General features: G+C 38.8%; 13 protein-coding genes and 1 pseudogene. 7 read left to right on the top strand and 7 right to left on the bottom strand.

Annotated elements, in window-relative coordinates; genetic code table 11:
- The first annotated feature begins 48 nt into the window (after nucleotides 1–48).
- Nucleotides 49–3,489, top strand: a complete 3,441-nt coding sequence (mfd, locus tag ACPT8Q_RS07270) for a transcription-repair coupling factor (protein WP_050948470.1) — start codon at nucleotides 49–51, stop codon at nucleotides 3,487–3,489.
- Nucleotides 3,490–3,541: 52 nt separating this feature from the next.
- On the opposite strand, the gene ACPT8Q_RS07265 is transcribed toward mfd, so the two are convergent.
- Nucleotides 3,542–4,933 (bottom strand): DegQ family serine endoprotease, encoded by a 1,392-nt coding sequence (locus ACPT8Q_RS07265; RefSeq protein WP_050948469.1) that lies wholly within the window; start codon nucleotides 4,931–4,933, stop codon nucleotides 3,542–3,544.
- A 194-nt stretch (nucleotides 4,934–5,127) separates the two neighbouring features.
- On the opposite strand from ACPT8Q_RS07265, the gene accD reads away from it, so the two are divergent.
- Together accD and folC are read left to right on the top strand one after the other, a co-directional pair.
- Nucleotides 5,128–6,018 (top strand): acetyl-CoA carboxylase, carboxyltransferase subunit beta, encoded by an 891-nt coding sequence (gene accD / locus ACPT8Q_RS07260; RefSeq protein ID WP_050948468.1) that lies wholly within the window; start codon nucleotides 5,128–5,130, stop codon nucleotides 6,016–6,018.
- Between the two features lies 1 nt (nucleotide 6,019).
- Complete coding sequence (gene folC, locus ACPT8Q_RS07255) at nucleotides 6,020–7,324, top strand: bifunctional tetrahydrofolate synthase/dihydrofolate synthase (protein ID WP_050948467.1); 1,305 nt, start codon at nucleotides 6,020–6,022, stop codon at nucleotides 7,322–7,324.
- A gap of 72 nt (nucleotides 7,325–7,396) precedes the next feature.
- On the opposite strand, the gene ACPT8Q_RS07250 is transcribed toward folC, so the two are convergent.
- Together ACPT8Q_RS07250 and ACPT8Q_RS07245 are read right to left on the bottom strand one after the other, a co-directional pair.
- The gene (locus tag ACPT8Q_RS07250; protein WP_230304874.1) at nucleotides 7,397–8,707 is read right to left on the bottom strand and encodes a hypothetical protein; all 1,311 of its coding nucleotides are present in this window, start codon (nucleotides 8,705–8,707) and stop codon (nucleotides 7,397–7,399) included.
- 912 nt (nucleotides 8,708–9,619) lie between these two features.
- Nucleotides 9,620–10,300 carry a SanA/YdcF family protein gene (locus tag ACPT8Q_RS07245; protein WP_050948466.1) on the bottom strand — a complete coding sequence of 227 codons (681 nt, stop codon included), beginning with the start codon at nucleotides 10,298–10,300 and terminating at the stop codon, nucleotides 9,620–9,622.
- Between the two features lie 157 nt (nucleotides 10,301–10,457).
- Between ACPT8Q_RS07245 and metX the strand changes: the two genes are divergently transcribed.
- Nucleotides 10,458–11,534, top strand: coding sequence for a homoserine O-acetyltransferase MetX (gene metX, locus ACPT8Q_RS07240; protein WP_050948465.1), 1,077 nt, complete (start codon nucleotides 10,458–10,460; stop codon nucleotides 11,532–11,534).
- 65 nt (nucleotides 11,535–11,599) lie between these two features.
- On the opposite strand, the gene gyrA is transcribed toward metX, so the two are convergent.
- Both gyrA and ycaO read right to left on the bottom strand, forming a co-directional pair.
- Nucleotides 11,600–14,242, bottom strand: coding sequence for a DNA topoisomerase (ATP-hydrolyzing) subunit A (gene gyrA, locus ACPT8Q_RS07235; protein WP_050948464.1), 2,643 nt, complete (start codon nucleotides 14,240–14,242; stop codon nucleotides 11,600–11,602).
- A gap of 567 nt (nucleotides 14,243–14,809) precedes the next feature.
- A complete protein-coding gene (gene ycaO / locus ACPT8Q_RS07230; RefSeq protein ID WP_061671385.1) occupies nucleotides 14,810–16,573 on the bottom strand; it encodes a 30S ribosomal protein S12 methylthiotransferase accessory factor YcaO in 1,764 nt (587 codons plus the stop codon).
- 170 nt (nucleotides 16,574–16,743) lie between these two features.
- On the opposite strand from ycaO, the pseudogene ACPT8Q_RS07225 reads away from it, so the two are divergent.
- Nucleotides 16,744–16,815: pseudogene (locus ACPT8Q_RS07225) on the top strand (carboxymuconolactone decarboxylase family protein); the annotation flags it as partial.
- Nucleotides 16,816–16,986: 171 nt separating this feature from the next.
- Entirely contained in the window at nucleotides 16,987–17,703 is a 717-nt protein-coding gene (gene gloB, locus ACPT8Q_RS07220; RefSeq protein WP_050948462.1) for a hydroxyacylglutathione hydrolase, read from the top strand.
- A 43-nt stretch (nucleotides 17,704–17,746) separates the two neighbouring features.
- Here gloB and tehB read toward each other — a convergent pair whose 3' ends face one another.
- Both tehB and metG read right to left on the bottom strand, forming a co-directional pair.
- Nucleotides 17,747–18,607 (bottom strand): SAM-dependent methyltransferase TehB, encoded by an 861-nt coding sequence (tehB, locus tag ACPT8Q_RS07215; RefSeq protein ID WP_050948461.1) that lies wholly within the window; start codon nucleotides 18,605–18,607, stop codon nucleotides 17,747–17,749.
- Nucleotides 18,608–18,719: 112 nt separating this feature from the next.
- Nucleotides 18,720–20,768, bottom strand: a complete 2,049-nt coding sequence (gene metG / locus ACPT8Q_RS07210; protein WP_050948460.1) for a methionine--tRNA ligase — start codon at nucleotides 20,766–20,768, stop codon at nucleotides 18,720–18,722.
- Nucleotides 20,769–20,918: 150 nt separating this feature from the next.
- Here metG and apbC point away from each other — a divergent pair, with 150 nt between their 5' ends.
- Entirely contained in the window at nucleotides 20,919–22,031 is a 1,113-nt protein-coding gene (gene apbC / locus ACPT8Q_RS07205; RefSeq protein WP_050948459.1) for an iron-sulfur cluster carrier protein ApbC, read from the top strand.
- Nucleotides 22,032–22,073 lie beyond the last annotated feature (42 nt).

The following is a 22,073-nucleotide window of genomic DNA, read 5'->3' as shown; positions in this document are numbered from 1 at the left end:
TACACTATTCGTCAATTTTTATACAAGATTGACACATTATTTATATTTATGAAAACGGCTTTTTTCCAACCTGATATTCCAACCCAACCTAATGATCATAAAATTTTAGGCAATGTCTTACAAGGTGCTGATGCACTGGCGATTAGTGAAATTGCAGAGCAAAATCAAAATTTAACTGTAGTAGTCACACCAGATACACGAAGTGCGGTACGTTTATCACGGATTTTATCGGAATTAAGCAGCCAAAATGTATGTCTTTTTCCTGATTGGGAAACCTTACCTTACGATACCTTTTCTCCCCATCAAGAAATTATTTCCTCTCGTTTAAGTGCGCTTTTCCATTTACAAAATGCGAAAAAAGGCATTTTCTTATTGCCGATTTCGACGTTAATGCAACGCCTTTGCCCGCCACAATATTTACAACACAATGTGCTTCTGATTAAAAAAGGCGATCGTTTGGTCATCGATAAAATACGCTTACAATTAGAAGCCGCGGGCTATCGTGCTGTGGAGCAAGTATTAGAACATGGTGAATATGCTGTTCGTGGAGCTTTGTTGGATCTTTTCCCAATGGGAAGTGCGATGCCTTTTCGTCTTGATTTTTTTGATGATGAAATTGATTCCATTCGCACTTTTGATGTGGACACGCAACGTACTCTTGATGAAATTACATCAATTAATCTTTTACCGGCGCACGAATTTCCAACAGATGACAAAGGGATTGAATTTTTCCGTGCGCAATTTCGTGAAACCTTTGGGGAGATTCGTCGAGATCCCGAACATATTTATCAGCAAATCAGTAAAGGTACTTTGATTTCTGGCATTGAATATTGGCAGCCTCTTTTCTTTTCTGAAATGGCGACGTTGTTTGATTATTTGCCAGAACAAACGCTGTTTGTGGATATGGAAAACAACCAAATGCAAGGCGAGCGTTTTTATCAAGATGCCAAACAGCGTTATGAACAACGTAAAGTGGATCCGATGCGTCCGCTTTTATCGCCTGAAAAATTATGGCTTAATGTAGATGAAGTTAATCGCCGATTGAAATCTTATCCACGCATTACATTTAAAGCGGAAAAAGTGCGGTCATCGGTACGCCAGAAAAATTTACCTGTTGCCGCTTTACCAGAAGTGACCATTCAATCCCAGCAAAAAGAACCATTGGGGCAATTACGCCAATTTATTGAGCATTTTAAAGGAAATATACTGTTTTCTGTGGAGACGGAAGGTCGCCGAGAGACTTTGCTTGATTTGCTTTCAGCGTTAAAACTTAAACCAAAACAAATTCAATCCTTGGAACAGGCTGAAAATGAAAAATTTAGCTTGTTAGTCAGCTCTCTTGAACAAGGTTTTATTATTGAACAATCGCTTCCTGTTGCGATTATTGGCGAAGCTAATTTACTTGGCGAGCGCGTTCAACAACGTTCTAGAGACAAACGTAAAACAATTAATCCTGACACGCTTGTACGCAATCTTGCCGAACTGAAAATAGGGCAGCCAGTTGTGCATCTTGATCACGGTGTGGGGCGTTATGGTGGTTTGGTCACCTTAGATACAGGCGGCATTAAAGCAGAATATTTGCTGTTAAATTATGCCAATGAATCAAAACTTTATGTCCCAGTGACTTCATTACATTTGATTAGCCGTTATGTGGGTGGTTCTGATGAAAGTGCGCCATTACATAAATTGGGTAACGAGGCTTGGGCTAAATCACGCCAAAAAGCAGCGGAGAAAATTCGTGATGTGGCGGCCGAGTTATTAGATGTTTACGCACAACGTGAAGCGAAAAAAGGCTTTGCCTTTAAATATGATCGTGAAGAATTTCAACAATTTGCCGCAACCTTTCCTTTTGAAGAAACCTACGATCAGGAAATGGCAATTAATGCGGTAATTTCGGATATGTGCCAGCCTAAGGCAATGGATCGCCTTGTTTGTGGTGATGTGGGTTTTGGTAAAACTGAAGTGGCAATGCGTGCCGCATTTTTGGCTGTGATGAATCATAAGCAAGTAGCAGTACTAGTGCCAACTACACTGTTAGCCCAACAGCATTACGAGAATTTTAAAGATCGTTTTGCGAATTTGCCTGTGAACGTAGAAGTGTTATCGCGTTTCAAAACTGCAAAAGAACAAAAACAAATTCTGGAAAATCTCGCAGAAGGAAAAGTCGATATATTGATTGGCACCCATAAATTAATTCAATCAGATGTCAAATTTAACGATCTTGGATTGTTGATTATTGATGAAGAACACCGTTTTGGTGTAGGGCAAAAAGAGAAAATCAAACAGCTTCGTGCGAATATCGATATTCTTACCCTAACGGCAACGCCAATTCCGCGTACGCTTAATATGGCGATGAATGGTATTCGTGATCTGTCCATTATTTCCACACCTCCTGCTCGCCGATTAAGTATTAAAACCTTCGTCCGCCAGAATGATGATCTTGTTGTACGAGAAGCGATTTTGCGTGAAATCTTGCGTGGCGGACAGGTTTATTATCTTCATAACGATGTTGCAAGTATTGAAAATACAGCGGAAAAACTCACCGCACTTGTGCCTGAAGCACGAGTGATTGTGGGGCATGGACAGATGCGAGAACGTGAGCTAGAACGTGTGATGAGTGATTTTTATCATCAGCGTTATAACGTTTTAGTTTGTTCAACCATTATCGAAACAGGTATTGATGTGCCAACAGCAAATACCATTATTATTGAACGAGCGGATCATTTTGGCTTGGCTCAGCTTCATCAATTACGTGGACGAGTCGGGCGTTCACATCATCAGGCTTATGCTTATTTGCTTACGCCACCGCCAAAAATGATGACAAAAGATGCTGAACGCCGTCTAGATGCGTTAGAAAATCTTGATAACCTTGGGGCTGGTTTTATCTTGGCAACCCACGATTTAGAGATTCGTGGTGCAGGCGAATTACTCGGAAATGAACAAAGCGGACAAATCGAAAGCATCGGTTTTTCGCTTTATATGGAATTATTGGATGCGGCGGTTAAAGCGTTAAAAGAAGGGCGAGAACCATCCTTAGAAGAACTGACGCAACAACAAGCGGATATTGAATTGCGCGTTCCTGCTTTACTGCCTGATGATTATCTAGGAGACGTGAATATGCGTTTATCCTTTTATAAACGCATTGCTGCAGCAGAGAGTAAAGCAGAATTAGATGAATTAAAAGTCGAGTTGATTGACAGATTTGGATTATTGCCTGATGCAACGAAAAACTTATTACAAATTGCAGAGTTGCGTTTATTGGTTGAGCCGTTAAAAGTTGTGCGAATTGATGCTGGAACACAAGGCGGTTTTATTGAGTTTTCAGCAAAAGCACAAGTGAATCCAGATAAATTTATTCAATTAATTCAAAAAGAACCTATTGTGTATCGATTTGATGGTCCATTAAAATTTAAGTTTATGAAAGATCTATCCGATAACAAAGTGCGGTTAGAATTTGTGGTGGATTTGTTAAGAACGATTGCTGCATAAAAAGAAGTCCGATCATTGTGATCGGACTTTTTTCTTAAATATATCAAGCAGATTATTGCACTAATAAATAGAAATTACTGTTACCTCGTAAAATATTAAGTGCAACTGCTGATGGCTCAGTTTCAAGCACTTTATTTAATTCACGAATGTTTTCGATCATTTGACGATTAATACCAATAATAATATCGCCCGCTTTTAAACCACGTTGTGCAGCCAGCGAATTAGGTTGAATTTTTGTGATTTCAATGCCTTTAACGCCTTTTGTATCGTAGTCTTTCAATGTTGCGCCATCTAATGCGAGTAATTCAGTTTTAGAGGAAAGTTGGCTACCATCATCCGCTTGTAATTTCACTTTAACATCGTGGGATTTGCCGTCTCGTAAGTAAGTCAAGCTAATCTCTTTGCCTGCACCAGTGGTGGCAATTTTTGCACGCATTTCAGCAAAACTTGAGATTTTTTGACCGTTCATCGCCGTGATAATATCGCCCGCTTTAAGACCTGCTTTTTCAGCAGCAGATTTCGGTAAAACTTCGCTCACAAATGCGCCTTGTTGCGCACTCACATTAAAGGCTTTGGCTAAATCAGCATTGAGTTCGCCCCCTTTAATACCAAGCAATCCGCGACGTACTTGACCAAATTCTAAAATTTGTTGCACTAAATTGCTTGCTTGATTACTTGGAATCGCAAAGGCAATTCCTGCATTGCCACCGCTTGGAGAAATAATTGCGGTATTAATGCCAATAAGTTCGCCATTTAAATTTACCAACGCACCACCCGAATTACCGCGGTTTACGGCTGCATCGGTTTGAATGTAGTTTTCATAAGTACCGCTATCAGAGCCTGTTGAACGACCCAATGCAGAAACAACACCTGATGTCACAGTTTGACCTAAACCAAATGGATTACCAATTGCAACAGTAAAATCGCCTACGCGTAATTTGTCGGAATCAGCAAATTTGATTTCTGTTAAATTACTTGGTTTTTCAAGTTGAACTAACGCAATATCTGATTGCTCATCTTTACCCACTAATTTTGCTTTAAATTCACGACCATCTTGTAATTGCACGGTAATTTTATCAGCCCCATCAATAACATGATTATTGGTTAAAACATAGCCTTTGCTTGCATTAATAATGACACCAGAACCTAAACCACGGAAGTTACGCTTTGACTCTCCGCGTCCACCAAATTGTTCCGCAAAACGATCGCCGAAGAAAAATTTAAATTCTTCAGGAATATCGTCTAGGAAAGGAGAACGAGAATCTCCTTTAGCTTTTCCTTCAACGGAAAGAGTGACAACGGCAGGTTGAACTTTTTCTAACATTGGTGCAAGACTGTTTTGTTCCGAAATAAAACTTGGCAAAGTGGCTTGAGCAACAAATGATGTGCTTAATACACTTAATCCAAGTGCAATACTATTTAATACAAAACGTGTTTTTTTCATAAAATACTCCAAAATAGATTTCAGACAACGTGGTCTATAAGACAAAAAAATAGAAAAAATGTTCAATAAGAGGAGAGCAAATTATCTTGTTAAAAAGGAAATCGGAGCAGTATAAAAACGGCCTTACAAGTAGCAAATTCTATAAATTTATGTTCTAATACGCGCAATTTTCTAGTCAATAAAAAGGTCAAAAAATGAGCTGGATTAACCGAATTTTTAGTAAAAGTCCTTCTTCTTCCACTCGAAAAGCCAATGTGCCAGAAGGCGTATGGACAAAATGCACTGCTTGTGAACAAGTACTTTATAGTGAAGAACTCAAACGTAATCTGTATGTTTGCCCTAAATGCGGTCATCATATGCGTATTGATGCCCGTGAGCGTTTATTAAACTTATTGGACGAAGATTCAAGCCAAGAAATTGCGGCAGATTTAGAACCAAAAGATATTTTAAAATTTAAAGATTTAAAGAAATATAAAGATCGTATCAGTGCGGCACAAAAAGAAACGGGTGAAAAAGATGCATTAATTACCATGACAGGTACACTTTATAATATGCCAATTGTTGTGGCTGCATCAAACTTTGCTTTTATGGGCGGTTCAATGGGTTCTGTAGTTGGGGCAAAATTTGTTAAAGCGGCTGAAAAAGCAATGGAAATTAATTGTCCCTTTGTATGTTTCTCTGCAAGTGGCGGTGCGCGTATGCAAGAAGCCTTGTTTTCTTTAATGCAAATGGCAAAAACTAGTGCGGTGCTTGCCCAAATGCGTGAAAAAGGTGTGCCGTTTATTTCAGTATTAACGGATCCAACTTTAGGTGGCGTATCAGCCAGTTTTGCGATGTTAGGGGATTTAAATATTGCCGAGCCAAAAGCCTTAATTGGGTTTGCTGGCCCTCGTGTTATTGAACAAACCGTACGTGAAAAATTACCAGAAGGTTTCCAACGCAGTGAGTTTTTACTTGAGAAAGGGGCAATTGATATGATCGTGAAACGTTCAGAAATGCGTAAAACTTTGGCAAGTGTACTGAGTAAATTAACGAATCAACCTTCTCCTTTTGTAGAACCTGAACTCATTTCAGAAGATGAATAATATGCAACTTAAAGCCACTTCGCCACTCGCTGAGTGGCTTTCTTATTTAGAAAAAAGTCATTTTAAACCCATTGATCTCGGTTTAGATCGTATTAAATCTGTGGCAGAAAAATTGGATTTACTTCATCCAGCCCCTTATGTGATAACAGTGGGAGGGACGAATGGTAAAGGCACCACTTGCCGCTTATTAGAAACGATTTTGCTTAATCACGGATTACGTGTGGGTGTGTATTCTTCGCCCCATTTGTTGCGTTATAACGAGCGAGTACGCATTCAAAATCAAGATTTGCCCGATGAAGCACATACAGCCTCTTTTGCTTTTATTGATGAAAACAAAACAGAATCGCTGACTTATTTTGAATTTAGCACCCTTTCTGCATTGCATTTATTTAAGCAAGCAAAGTTAGATGTGGTGATTTTAGAAGTGGGGTTGGGTGGTCGTTTAGATGCGACCAATATTGTGGATAGCCATCTTGCTGTGATTACTAGCATCGATATTGATCATACCGATTTTCTTGGGAATACCAGAGAGGCTATTGCTTTTGAAAAAGCAGGAATTTTCCGCGAAAATTGCCCTGTCGTGATTGGCGAACCTAATGTTCCTCAAACAATGTTAGATCAGGCTGAAAAATTATATTGCCAAGTTTCTCGTCGTGATGTGGATTGGTCATTTGAGCAAAATGCTGAAAATTGGCAATGGCAAAATAAAAAAGTGCGGTTAGAAAATTTGCCGTTTTGTCAGATTCCATTGGCGAATGCCGCAACGGCTCTTGCTGCTGTTCAATGTTTACCTTTTGATATTTCTGAACAGACTTTGCGAAAATCTCTGCAAGAGGTGGAGTTGGTTGGTCGTTTTCAAGCAATAAAAGCAGATAGACGTAAAAAATTAGCGGATTATCTTGGCGTATCAGTTGAAACCTTACCAACAATTATCGTTGATGTGGGGCATAATCCTCACGCTGCAAAATATTTATCTGAAAAATTAACCGCACTTAAATGCAACATTGAGGGCAAAATAATTGCCGTATGTGGAATGCTAAAAGATAAAGATGCAAATGGGGTATTTGCACATTTAACGCCTATTATTAATGAATGGCATTGTGTAACCTTAGGCGGCTATCGCAGGCAGTCAGGCGATGAATTAGCTGATAAACTGAAAAGTCATTTCCCACACGTTCAAGCTACATCAGATAATTCTGTTATGGATGGTGTGCGTACAGCGCTCAAAAGTGCGGTAAAAAATGATGTTGTTTTAGTCTTTGGATCTTTCCACACCGTTGCTGAATTTTGGGCGGTATTGGAATAAAATTTACCATTAAAACAAAGGGCTGATCTTTAAAATCAGCCCTTATTTTATAAGATTATTTCCAAGAATATTTCACACCCACAGTGCCTTGGTAGCCTTTATGTCTGTTGTTATCGAAGATTTTTCGTAGCGAGCATCTGCATAAAGGTAAGTGTTTTCACTTAAGGAGAATTGAGAACCTAAGCCTAATTCCCACCAAGTGCGGTCAAATTTCTCGGTTAATTTGTCACGACCAATTAATGCATTGCCTGTGATCTCAAGTAAATCAGATTTAGAATTCCCTCCTTGATCATCGCCCGGCGAGTTCCATTCTGTATTCACTTTTAACACACCGTCTTTACCATCATAATTCCCTTCAATGGTAAGTTTATCTTCATAGGATTGATTGGCGAGGGTAATGATGCCGTGATCGTTGGTAAACGTTCCGTCATTATCTACACCATTTGATGATATTTTAACGATGTATTCCCCAGAATTGCTTCCCACATCTAATACACCGCCTTGACTTAACGTAACTGATTTTGCAGTAGAACGTTGTTTGTCTGAATCTAAATCTTCTTTTTTCTTCAACGTCCAAACAGCTTTTTTGTCCACATTCATTGTTAAGGTTGAACCAATATCTTGATGAACTAAACCTATTAATTGGGCACCCTCGCTAAAGGTGGTGGTAAGTTCTGAATGGGCTTTGGCAGTTTTATTGGTTTCGTCAATTTCTTCTGATTTAGCATACACAGCCCATCCCTTTGATGCAGCGGTAGCTGTGGATTTGTCGCCTGAAAGTTTAAATGTTGCATTTTTTACATTAAATGCCCCCCAAGTAAAATAGCGTAGTAAAGCGTCTTGTTTACCTAATAGCTTTGCTCCCCACACCAAGTCACCTTCTTTTTTAAAACGGGAATTGGCAAGAATAAGGCTATCCGTTTCCGAAGTAGTAGAAAGTTTGGTATTAACTAAGCTAACCTGATTGTTTTTATTATCTTTACCTCTCGCAAGCATTTCGTAAAAAGTAAAAAATTTTTTTACTTCCCCAAGATTCTCATAATCAATAGTATCGAAAACTAAAGTATTCGTACTGGCTTGAATTTCAGAAGCTTCAGTATTATTTTTACCTGTAATAGTGAATTTTGAGTTTTCATCAAATAAACGTACCGCACCTGAACCGCGATAAGTTTTTCTTTTCGCAATAGTTGTTCCAATCGTTGCGGTAGTGTCTACGGTTAATTTTCCATTGGCTTCTACGGTTGCATTTTTACCCGCATCTCCATTGCCGGGTTTACCGATTTTTATACCTGCAGAGTTAATACCCTTTGCGGTGACACTGATATTTGTATCTCCGTCAAAAATAGCCTTAGCATCATTACCTGACACGTAAATCCCCACCATATAATCTGCGACTTTATTTGTACTTACGTCAGAAACTTTAATATCTACTTTTCCTGTAGAATGAAATTCTGGTGTTGAACCTGTTGAACCTGTTGAACGATATACTCTAATACCAGAATATTGATAGCCAGTTTCAAATTTTCCACCAGAAATAGGAATTCCAGTATAATTCCCTCTGACAGTATCTTTAGTGTTGTTTACTGTAATATTTGCGTTTTCTACATTAACATGAGCATTACCAGTATTACTCCCCCATTCCAGTTATACCCTACAGCCAGCCCATAAGCTGCGTCAGAATCAGCTGATTGACTTGTATTTTTCTCACGATTGGATTTTGTGACATTGATATTAAGGTTTTTGATCTCGGCAGTTGAATTACCACGAACAATCATTCCTTTAGGGCGATTGTTTGTTGCCTTGTCACTAGGGGTGACATTGATATTTAATGTTTCAGCTGTTAGTTTGGAACCTTCTACATATAAGGGAACTATCTCGTCTCCTGTAATTGTTTCATTTATGGTTTCTTCGCCTTTTAATGTTAAATGTGCACCGTTTTGTACAGAAAGCTGTTTATTATCTGGAAGAGTATCTGTTTCACCAGTAAGCGTGGTGTCTGTTGTAATATTTTCTGTTAAAGCTGCATAGACTGGAGTTGTACTAAGTGAATAATAGGTAGTAGAAAGCGCAGAAGAGACTAGAATACTAAGAAGTTTTTTTTACAATTTTGCTTGCTTGGGAGAGTTTCATAATTCACCTGATAAATTTTGCTAATTTAAGGATTTGAACGTGGGACTTTACGTAATACCTAACATTCTTTGCAAAAGCGTGTAGATTTTAACCAATTTTAAGTAAGCTTGCAAATTTTTAGCGGAAATTTTTGGTAGAAATACTGATTAGATTTCAGCGATTATTTCACTGAAAATTTTTCTTCGGCAAAGGTTCTGGCTCTCCTAAAAAATAAGGCTCAACCCCTAATATCAAATCAAAAACCGCTTTTATGCGGGCAAAAAATTCTCTTATTTGTGTGGAAAAATGTAATTCTGGCTGTTTTGCCACAAAGCAAATGGCATCAATATTATGTGCTTTGGCAATTAATAGTGCGCGTTCGCAATGAAATTTTTGACTGACAATCGTAAATGCTTGTACTTGGAAAATTTTATCGGCGCGGATAACGGAATCAAGGGTGCGAAAGCCTGCAAAATCACGGAACATTGAAGTTTCTGGTACGCCCATTTTGCGTAAATCGCGAAACATTGCTCGAGGTTCGTTATATTGCAAAGTTCGGTTGTCACCACTTAATAAAAGATAATTCACTTTTTGTTGTTCGATTAGGCTTTTAGCTGTGGTTAAGCGACTATCGTAATAAACGTTCGGTTTTCCGCTGACGGTGTATTTTGATGTGCCAAGCACAAGGGCGTAAGGACGAAAGGGGAGTTCATCAATATTTGTGAATATTTTATCGCGAACATAAAAACTTACGCCTCGATCAACTAGCAAGCAAAGTATAATCAATGCAAAGATTGCGTAGAGTAGTGCGCGAAAAAGTGCGGTGAATTTTGGGGAGAATTTTTTTACTAGCATAGCGGTAAACATAATGAAAAATCGACCGCACTTCAAGGGGAATTTGATGGATTTTGTGAATCGCATTGATGTGCGATAATTTAGCCGTTTAGACGGCTAAAATTTCTTGACAAGCTAATCGACTTACTGATAGTTTAAACGCCATTCTGATTATTACGATAGGTTTTCAATGTCTGTGCAAAATGTAGTGCTTTTTGACACACAGCCTTTAACTCTGATGCTTGGCGGCAAACTTTCCCATATTAATGTCGCGTATCAAACATATGGCACACTCAATGCCGAAAAAAATAATGCGGTATTAATTTGCCATGCTTTGACTGGCGATGCTGAGCCTTATTTCGATGATGGTCGCAATGGATGGTGGCAGAATTTTATGGGCAAAGGTTTAGCGTTGGACACAGATCGTTATTTCTTTATTAGTTCGAATGTATTAGGTGGTTGCAAGGGAACAACTGGGCCTTCATCAATTAATCCGCAGACGGGTAAACCTTATGGTAGCCAATTTCCTAATATTGTCGTGCAAGATATTGTCAAAGTACAAAAAGCCTTGCTTGATCATCTTGGCATTAGCCATTTAAAAGCTATTATTGGCGGATCTTTTGGTGGTATGCAAGCGAACCAATGGGCGATTGATTATCCTGATTTTATGGATAATATCGTAAATCTTTGCTCATCCATTTATTTTAGTGCTGAAGCCATCGGTTTTAATCACGTAATGCGTCAAGCAGTAATTAATGATCCTAATTTTAACGGTGGCGATTACTACGAGGGGACACCGCCAGATCAAGGGTTATCTATTGCGCGTATGCTAGGTATGCTGACTTACCGTACTGATTTACAACTTGCCAAAGCCTTTGGGCGTGCCACAAAATCAGATGGCAGTTTTTGGGGCGATTACTTTCAAGTGGAATCCTATCTTTCTTACCAAGGCAAAAAATTTTTAGAACGTTTTGATGCCAATAGTTATTTGCATTTATTGCGTGCGTTGGATATGTATGATCCAAGTTTGGGGTATGATAACGTTAAACAGGCATTGTCACGCATTAAAGCGCACTATACATTGGTTTCTGTGACAACGGATCAACTTTTTAAACCCATTGACCTTTATAAAAGTAAACAGCTTTTAGAACAAAGTGGCGTCGATCTACATTTTCATGAATTTCCATCAGACTACGGACACGATGCGTTTTTAGTGGATTATGATCAGTTTGAAAAACGAATTAGAGATGGTCTGTCGGGTAATTAGTCATAAAAAAGTGCGGTGAAATTTCACCGCACTTTTTCTTTTATAATAGGTTCTTTTATAATAGGTTATTCTTCAGAACTGCTTTCTTCTAAAGAATCTTCTTCATCTGCATCACAAACACGCTCTAAACTTACTACGTGTTCATCATCTGCAGTACGAATTAAACGAACACCTTGCGTGTTACGACCCACAATGCTTACCTCGCTTACGCGTGTGCGAACTAGGGTTCCTGCATCAGTGATCAACATAATTTGGTCTGTTTCTTCTACTTGAGTTGCGGCAACTACTTTACCATTGCGTTCACTCACTTTAATCGAAATCACACCTTTTGTATTACGTGACTTAGTTGGGTATTCACTTAACTGTGTGCGTTTTCCGTAGCCGTTTTGCGTTGCGGTTAAAATGGCACCTTCGCCTTTTGGCACAACAAGAGAAACCACTTTATCGATATTTAAGTCTAATGATGCTTCAGCGTTGTCATCAGAAATTTCTTCAATTTCTACCGCACTTTCATCGTCAGAAATATCGTTTGTTAAAGCGAGTTTGATACCACGAACGCCTGTTGCTAAACGCCCCATTGCACGCACGGCATTTTCTGCAAAACGTACCACACGACCTTGTGATGAGAACAACATAATTTCGTTGCTACCATCAGTAATATCCACGCCGATTAATTCATCTTCATCACGTAAATTCAATGCGATGATACCGTTTGAACGTGGACGGCTAAATTCGGTTAAGGCGATTTTCTTTACAATACCGCCAGCAGTTGCCATGACCACGAATTTATCTTCTTCGTAAGCAGAAACTGGTAAGATTGCAGTAATACGTTCGTTTTCTTGTAACGGAAGAATATTTACAATTGGACGCCCGCGTGCGCCACGGCTGGCTTGCGGAAGTTGATATACTTTCAACCAATATAAACGGCCACGGCTAGAGAAGCAGAGGATTGTATCGTGAGTGTTTGCCACCAGTAATTTTTCGATGAAATCTTCTTCTTTCATCTTCGTCGCAGATTTGCCTTTACCGCCTCGACGTTGTGCTTCATAGTCAGTTAGTGGTTGGTACTTCACATAACCTTCATGAGAAAGCGTTACAACTACGTCTTCTTGTGCGATTAAATCTTCTAAATCAATATCGCCAGACGCAGCGGTAATTTCAGTTAAACGATCATCACCAAATTGTGCTTTTACTTCTTCTAATTCTTCACGAATCACTTTCATTAAGCGTTCTGCGCTACTTAAAATATGAAGAAGATCCGCAATTTTAACTAATAATTCTTCATATTCTTTTACAACTTCTTCAAACGCAATGCCAGTTAAACGGTGTAAACGAAGTTCTAGAATTGCGTTTACTTGTGCTGGCGATAAGTAATATTGTTCATCTTGAATACCAAGATTTTCTTCTAAATCATCAGGACGAGCCGAAACATCAAGCAGATTAATAATATCGCTATGTAATGCCCAAGAACGAGAACTAATTGCTGTTGCAGCCTCTTCACGGTTTTTAGAGTTGCGAATGATCGCAATCATTTCATCTATATTAGAACGAGCAACCGCTAAACCTTCCAAAATGTGTGTACGTTCACGCGCTTTGCGAAGCTCAAAGATAGAACGACGTGTAACGACTTCACGGCGGTGTAACACAAAGGATTCAATGATTTCTTTAAGATTAAATAAACGTGGCTGACCGTGATCCAATGCTACCATATTAATACCAAAGGTCACTTGCATTTGAGTAAGCGAGTAAAGATGGTTTAATACCACTTCCCCTACTGCATCACGTTTAATATCAATTTCAATACGGATCCCTTCTTTGTTTGAAAGGTCAGTAATATTGCTGATACCTTCGATTTTTTTCTCGCGAATTAATTCGGCAATTTTCTCGACTAATTTTGCTTTATTTACTTGGTATGGCAATTCAGATACGATAATTTGCTCGCGTCCTTTTTCGTTGGTTTCTACCGTTGCACGAGCACGAACATACACTTTACCACGACCAGTGCGATAGGCTTCTTCAATCCCTTTACGACCATTAATTAATGCAGCAGTCGGGAAGTCAGGCCCTGGAATATGTTGCATTAATTCATCAATGGTAATTTCATTGTTGTCGATATAAGCCAAACAACCATTTAATACTTCATTTAAGTTGTGAGGAGGAATATTAGTTGCCATCCCCACCGCAATACCAGAAGAACCATTTGCTAAAAGTGCTGGAATACGAGTCGGCAATACATCTGGAATCATTAATTCGCCATCATAGTTTGGCGAGAAATTGACGGTTTCTTTATCCAAATCAGTGAGCAATGCTTGCGTAATTTTTTGCATACGTACTTCGGTATAACGCATTGCAGCGGGTGCATCACCATCAATTGAACCGAAGTTACCTTGCCCATCAACCAACATATAGCGAAGTGAGAATGGTTGCGCCATACGAACGATTGTATCGTACACAGCGGAATCGCCGTGAGGATGATATTTACCGATTACATCACCTACAACACGCGCTGATTTTACGTATTTTTTATTGGCGGTATTGCCTTCGCGATCCATTGAGAACAACACGCGGCGGTGAACAGGTTTTAAACCATCTCTAACGTCAGGTAATGCACGCCCAACGATAACCGACATCGCGTAGTCAAGGTAGGAAGATTTGAGTTCTTCTTCAATATTGACAGGGGTGATAGATGATTGGATTGAATCCGTCATTGGTATTCCTTTTTTGATCAAAAATTGTGGCGAATTATAGCATAAAGGTATGTTTTTTACATTAGGATTTCGCCTAATGGCGACTTACTTTCTTTTGCTTGTACAAAAGAAAGTAAGCAAAGAAAAGTACCCCAGTTAAATCGCTGATCTTTGCTTTGTTTCAATTTTCTTTACGGCAATTTTCTAAACTCGCAACTACGTTGCTCAAACAGACGAAAATTGCCTAAAAATTGAAAGTCGCAAAGGCGATTTATATGGGGCCCGAGTTTATCGGAGGATCATTTAAAAAGTGCGGTTGGTTTTAGGGAGATTTTTATAGGTCGTTTTATTTGTAGGTAGAATTAAATGGGGTCCCTTCTTTTCCGCCTTTGTTTCATAGAATTTGTAGGAAATTTTCGTCTGTTTGAGCCGTTTGCGGCGAGTTCAGAAAATTTCCGTTAAGCAAATTGTATGAAACGAAGGAAATAAGGAAAAGCAGGGGCGCTTTTCTTTTGCCTAATTTTCTTTGGCGAAACAAAGAAAAGTAGGTCGTACTTTCAAGAATTGAAAGTACGAAATAAGCCTAATTTATTTTTGATGTGTTCGCTTCGCTTTCTGCAACTTCCCATAAGCCTTTAGCAACGCCTGATGCTCCTTAAAGTTTTCCAAATTTTCATCACTTGCTGGAAGATTGTAGAACGGATTACCACCTTCAGAGACAGCAGCCCAAGCTTGTTTAACCGCATCTTTACCATACATTTTCTCAAACACTGCACGATATTGTGCTGGGTCGCGATTTTGATCTAAATGTAATTCAATGATGGAAATTAATGTGCGGTAATAATTCACACGTTCTACAGTAAATACAGAACTGTTCATATTAAGCGTCCAGTTTGCCCAATCTAATGCTTGTTCTAATTCGCCTAATGCAAGGTGAAGCATAGATTTTAATTCACCGATGCGTAAGGTTGTCCAACCGCTATTTTTAGGTGCAACGATACCGATAAATTCACGCACGCGAGTTGCATCGTCAATATCTTGCCCATCTAATTCTTCCAATAATTCTTGATAGGTTTCCGCATCGTGATGCCAGTTTGGTAAATCCAGTAAAATTTCGCACCAATCCATTCCCATATTGTTGTTGGCGTAAATTAAATCGTCTGCAGGATAAATATCAGACATACCTGGCACAATAATACGGCACGCATAGACATCCAAATGGTTGTAATCCATTACGTAAACTTCTTTTTCATCCGCATGGAAAATTGCCATTAGATTATTATATTCTTCTTGCGTGGTACCGCTGAAATCCCAATCAGAAAATTCATAATCAGGCGTTTCTTTGAATAAATCCCAAGAAATTAAACCGCTTGAGTCAATAAAGTGGGTTTCTAAATTAGCGTGTTCAGCCACATCATCGTTATTGAAAGAGGGCGGTGAGAAAACATCTAAATCTTTCAAGCTACGACCTTGTAAAAGTTCCGTCACCGTACGTTCTAATGCCACTTGGAAATTTGGATGTGCACCAAAAGAGGCAAAGCAAGTGCCGTTATTTGGATTGAGTAGCACCACACAAATAACAGGGTATTTTCCGCCAAGTGAAGCATCAAAAGCATAAATTGGGAAGCCTTCTTCCTCTAATTTTGCAATGGAAGCCTGAATAGATGGATAGCGATCCATCATAGATTTTGGAATTTCTGGCAGACTGATCGCTTCGGCGATAATTTTGTTTTTCACATAACGCTCAAATACCTCTGACAAGCCTTGCACGTGCGCTTCAAATTTTGTATTGCCAGCAGACATGCCATTTGAGACATAAAGGTTAGCAATAATACTTTGTGGAATGTAAACGGTTTGTTCGTCCGACTGACGAACATAAGGCATCGCCACGATCCCGCGATCATAATTGCCAGATTGTAAATCTACCAATAATTCAGGCGTAAGCTCGGCATTAGGATCAAAATGATCCAATAAATAATCATCTAAAATGCCATTAGGCAGTAAAGCATCATCTTCAATCGGGAACCATTTTTCATTGGGATAATGCACAAAATCGCCGTTTGCAATCTCTTGCCCTAAATAGAAATCAGCAAAGAAATAATTAGTGGAAAGACGTTCAAAATATTCGCCAAGGGCAGAAGCTAATGCCGCTTTTTTGCTTGCGCCTTTACCATTAGAAAAACACTGTGGGCAGTCTTTATCGCGAATATGCACAGACCACACATTTGGCACAGGATTAAGCCAAGATGCCTCTTCAATATTAAAACCAAGTGCGGTCAATTTTTGCTGAAATTTTGCAATGCTATCTTCCAATGCGGCATCTTTGCCAAGGATAAATGTTTGTTCAGACATAAAGTACCTTATTAATATCGTTAAAAATTGCCGTATTCTAGCAAAATTTGATCGTTAGTTATAACTTTCTAATCTATAAAGTGCATTTTATTTCTTTTTATTTATTAAAAAACCTTCGTATTATTTCTCACACAAAACATATCTATTTATATTTATTTAGGAGAAACACAATGTCTAAATTTCAAATTCATACTGTTGAAACTGCACCTGAAGCCGCAATCGAGGCTTTAACTGCGGTAAAATAAGTTTATTTTATTTCTAGTGGCTTAGGCGACTTTTCTTCATTTGGTTATTTTAGCCTAAATCAAATTTTTAGTTGTTATCTAGGATAACTCAAAAAAGAAAAATTTGGTCGCGTTGGCATTCCAGTTTACAATCATTTTATTCCTCCATCACAAATGAAAAGGACGATTATGTTATTTGCTTTGCCTGCGCTGAATGATAACTACATTTGGCTTTATCAACGAGAAAATCAGCCTCTTATTATTGTCGATTTGCCTGAAACGGACAAGCTGTTTACATGGCTAGATAAGCAAAACGCAACAGTTGAAGCGGTGTTGCTTACTCACGAACACGACGATCATACACAAGGTGTGTCAGCATTTAAAAAACGTTATCCAACGGTGCCGATTTATGGGCCGCAAGAATGTGAGAAAAAAGGTGCAACTCAAATTGTGAACGAAGGGACGATCCTTACCACACATTATCAAATTGATGTCATTCCGACGGGTGGACACACTAAACAGCACGTTAGTTTTTTAGTGGATAATCATTTATTTTGTGGCGATGCGTTATTTTCTGCAGGTTGCGGACGTGTTTTCACAGGTAATTATGCGCAGATGTTTGAAGGTTTACAGCGTTTGAATGCATTGCCTGACGAGACGATTGTTTGCCCTGCTCATGAATATACCTTGGGAAATTTAGCATTTGCGGAAACTGTGCTGGTGGAAAAAAGTGCGGTAGAAAAAAGTGCGGTGGAAAAACAACGTATTTTTGTTGAAACACAACGGGCTGAAAATAAACCTAGTTTGCCAACAACCTTAAAACTAGAGCGAGAAATTAATCCGTTTTTACAAGCAAAAACACTTGAAGAATTTACCGCACTTCGCAAGGCCAAAGATATTTTCTAATATTGGGTGAGGACAAAGTGCGGCGATTTTTTAAATTAGCAGATTATTTCTTTTTTGCTAACATCGTGGCAAATTTCATTTTAATGCGATTGCCGTTTTCATCGGTTTTGTGTAATTCGCCTATATTTTCGTTATATTCTAAGAATTCCCAATCTTTGTAATATTCTTTTAATTCATTTTCAGCAAAAGTGAAAGAGAACGGAAGTGGGCAAGGCATATCATCAGTGGACATAGCGGCAACGATTAAGTTATACCCGCCAACATTGGTGTGTTCTTGCATATTTTTAATGATTGACGGCACACGTTCACGATTTAAGAACATAAAAACTACCGTTGAAACAATAAAATCATAGTTTTCTTGAATGTTGGCAGAGTTAATGTCGTAAAGTGCGGTAGAAATATTAAGGTTTTCTTTCTCTTTGGTTTCATTTAAAAAGGCAATGCTGTTTTCATTGTGATCCCAAGAGGTTACATCATAGCCTAATAAACTTAAATAAAGTGAATTACGCCCTTGGCCGCAACCTAAATCTAATACTTTACAAGGCGAGATAATTTTTGCTGCATCCACTACATCACCGTGAGTGGCAGTCATGTTGTATTTTTTACTGAAATAATCTTCTTTTTTGCAATAGAAACCTAGGGTACATTCTAAATCATCAGAAAGCGCTTCAACACGATGCCATGCTTGAGGTTCAACAAAAGGAATCTCGCTTTCTGGGGTGAAAATATGCTCAGCAATGACATCGCCATTTTCGGTTAGCTCATAAAATTTGAGCTTACCTTTTAATACAGTTAATTTTCCCCAAGTGCCGACTTTTGTGTTGTGCTTTTCTTGGAACATTTGTGGCAATTTGTCTTTTGTCCACACTGGCATTTGTTTATAGCAAATTAATTCGTTTTTCATAATATTCTCCAAATAGGTAAATAGTTGAGTGTTATAGTAGGTTATAAGTCGCCTATTTTCAACAAGAAAATAAAAGGGCAACGTGATGTTGCCCTCATTTAGATTGAATTGATTATTTTACTTGCATGCCCGCAGTGACACCACTATCGGCAGATAACAAGAATAAATCACTACCGCCTGTTCCTGCGGATAGAATCATTCCCTCAGATACGCCGAATTTCATTTTACGTGGTGCAAGGTTTGCTACCATAATCACAAAACGACCTTCTAATTCTTCAGGTTTATTGTAAGCTGCTTTAATGCCAGAGAAGACTTGACGAGTATGATCGCCAAGATCCAATTCAAAACGTAAAAGTTTATTGGATTCTGGCACTGCTTCGCATTTCAGTACTTTTGCTACACGCATATCAAGTTTAGCGAAATCATCAATCGTGATGGTTTCCGCAATAGGTTCAACGGCAGAAAGTGCGGTTGGTTTTGCTTCAGTTTTTTCTGCTGCTTTATTGGCTGCGGCAAATAAGGCTTTGGTTTCTTCCACAACGGCATCAATTTGTTTTTTCTCTAAACGAGAGAATAAGGCTTTGAACGGTGCAAGGGTATGACCAAGTAATGGTTGATGAATATTATCCCAACGTAATTCAGCTTGTAAGAAGGCTTCTGCACGTTCTGCCAGTTTTGGAAGAACCGGTTTTAAGTAAGACATCAACACGCGGAAAAGCTCAATTCCCATTGAACATACGGTTTGCAATTCTGCCTCTTTACCTTCTTCTTTTGCAATCACCCAAGGGGCTTTTTCATCAATGTATTTATTGGCTTTATCCGTCAATGCCATAATTTCACGAATGGCTTTATTGTATTCACGGCTTTCGTAATAAGCGGCGATTTGCTCGGCTTGGGCGGTAAATTCTGCAAATAATGTTTCATCTTCCAGTTTATCCGCAAGTTTGCCTTCAAAGCGTTTCGCAATAAAGCTGGCATTGCGTGAAGCCAGATTCACTAATTTGTTTACAATATCCGTATTTACACGTTGTACGAAATCTTCAAGGTTAAAGTCTAAATCTTCAATGCGATCATTTAATTTTGCTGCATAGTAATAACGCAAACATTCAGGATCGATATGATTCAAATAAGTGCTGGCTTGAATGAAAGTCCCGCGAGATTTTGACATTTTCGCCCCATCCACCGTGACATAACCGTGAGTGAACACATTAGTCGGTTTACGGTAGCCACTGCCTTCAAGCATTGCAGGCCAGAATAGACTGTGGAAATAAACGATGTCTTTACCGATGAAATGATAAAGCTCCGCATCACTGCCTTCCGCCCAAAATTCATTGAAATCAATACCTTCACGATTGCATAGATTTTTGAATGAAGCCATATAGCCGATTGGTGCATCTAACCAAACATAGAAGAATTTATCTTTTGCGCCCGGAATTTCAAAACCGAAATAAGGCGCATCGCGTGAAATATCCCATTGTTGTAAACCGCTCTCAAACCATTCTTGCATTTTGTTGGCAATTTCAGATTGAAGTGAGCCAGAACATGTCCATTCTTTTAACATCCCTTCAAATACAGGTAAGTCAAAGAAAAAGTGTTCAGATTCTTTTACAACAGGTGTTGCGCCAGAAACAGCTGAACGAGGATTAATTAAATCCATTGGGCTGTAAGTAGATGCACACACTTCGCAGTTATCGCCATATTGATCTTCTGCTTTACATTTCGGGCAAGTGCCTTTCACAAAACGATCAGGCAAGAACATATTTTTTTCAGGGTCGAATAACTGAGAAATAACTTTACTCTTAATAAAGCCATTGGCTTTGAGTTTATTGTAAATTTCTGCAGTGAGTTGTTTGTTTTCTTCGCTGTGAGTGGAATGATAGTTATCAAAACTAATATTGAACCCTGCAAAATCACGCAGGTGATCGGCTTTTGCTTTAGCAATTAATTCTTCAGGTGTAATGCCAAGTTTATCGGCATTCAGCATAATCGGTGTGCCGTGCGCATCATCTGCACAGACAAAATGGATTTTATTGCCACGCATACGTTGAAAACGCACCCAAATATCCGCTTGGATATGTTCTAACATATGGCCTAAATGAATTGCCCCATTGGCATAAGGCAAGGCACAAGTGACTAAAATTTTACGGGGTTGAGTTGTCATTTATTATTCTCTTTTTTAGCATACAAAAATTGTGCTTATCTTACTTTAAATAGGGGATTTTTTCTAGTTTGAAAAACTTTAACTTAACATACCGCACTTTCCGTGATTAAATATGCTCGACAAATTTACTCTACTAAACAGGAAGTTATTATGGCAACCTACTTTTCTGATAATTTGACTGCCGAGCAGCAAAATCAAGTTCAGCAGATTATTCAACAATTTCAGCATCCAACCCTGCAAAAGGATCTGATTGTGCTTAATACTTTGAAAAAAGTGGAAAAGGGCGGTGATACTTTACGCATTGAATTGAAATTACCTTTTGCATGGAATTCTGGTGCAGAACAGTTAAAACAAGCGGTTTCAGATGCGTTGTTGAAAGCAACAGATTGTAAATCAATTAAATGGGCGATCTCGTATCAAATCGCTACACTTAAACGTGCAAATAATCAACCTGCTGTAAAAGGTGTGAAAAATATTATTGCTGTGAGTTCTGGCAAAGGCGGTGTAGGGAAATCATCGGTTTCTGTTAATCTAGCTTTAGCATTACAAGCACAAGGCGCACGTGTTGGGATTTTAGATGCGGATATTTATGGCCCTTCTATTCCCCATATGTTAGGCGCAGCGGATCAACGTCCAACTTCGCCAGATAATCAACACATTACCCCAATTAAAGCCCATGGTTTATCTGCAAATTCCATTGGCTTTTTAATGAATGAAGATAGCGCAACAATTTGGCGTGGCCCAATGGCGAGCAGTGCATTAAGCCAATTATTAAATGAAACCCTATGGGATAGTTTAGATTATCTTGTTATCGATATGCCTCCAGGCACTGGCGATATTCAACTTACCTTATCACAACAAATTCCTGTGACTGGCGCAGTGGTTGTGACAACTCCACAAGATATTGCTTTGCTTGACGCAGTAAAAGGTATTTCAATGTTTGAGCGAGTATCCGTACCAGTGTTAGGCATTGTGGAAAATATGTCGATGCATATTTGTAGTAAGTGCGGTCATCACGAAGCGATTTTTGGCACAGGCGGTGCAGAGAAAATGGCGGAAAAATACAATGTGAAAGTATTAGCCCAACTTCCTTTACACATTCGTATCCGTGAAGATTTAGATGCAGGCAATCCAACTGTTGTGCGAGTGCCTGAAAATGAAATTTCACAATCGTTCCTACAACTTGCCGAAAAAGTCTCTACAGAACTTTACTGGCAAGGTTCTGTAATCCCAAGTGAGATTTTATTTAAAGAAGTGAAATAGTCAAAAAAGATAGGGCTGCATTTGCAGCCCTTTTTTAATGGG

It is taken from the genome of Haemophilus sp. HN_Hi10, from assembly GCF_049821985.1.
Classification (GTDB): domain Bacteria; phylum Pseudomonadota; class Gammaproteobacteria; order Enterobacterales; family Pasteurellaceae; genus Haemophilus; species Haemophilus influenzae_D.
Note: the sequence above shows the minus strand (reverse complement) of the source record. Positions and strands in the feature narration are given on the sequence as shown.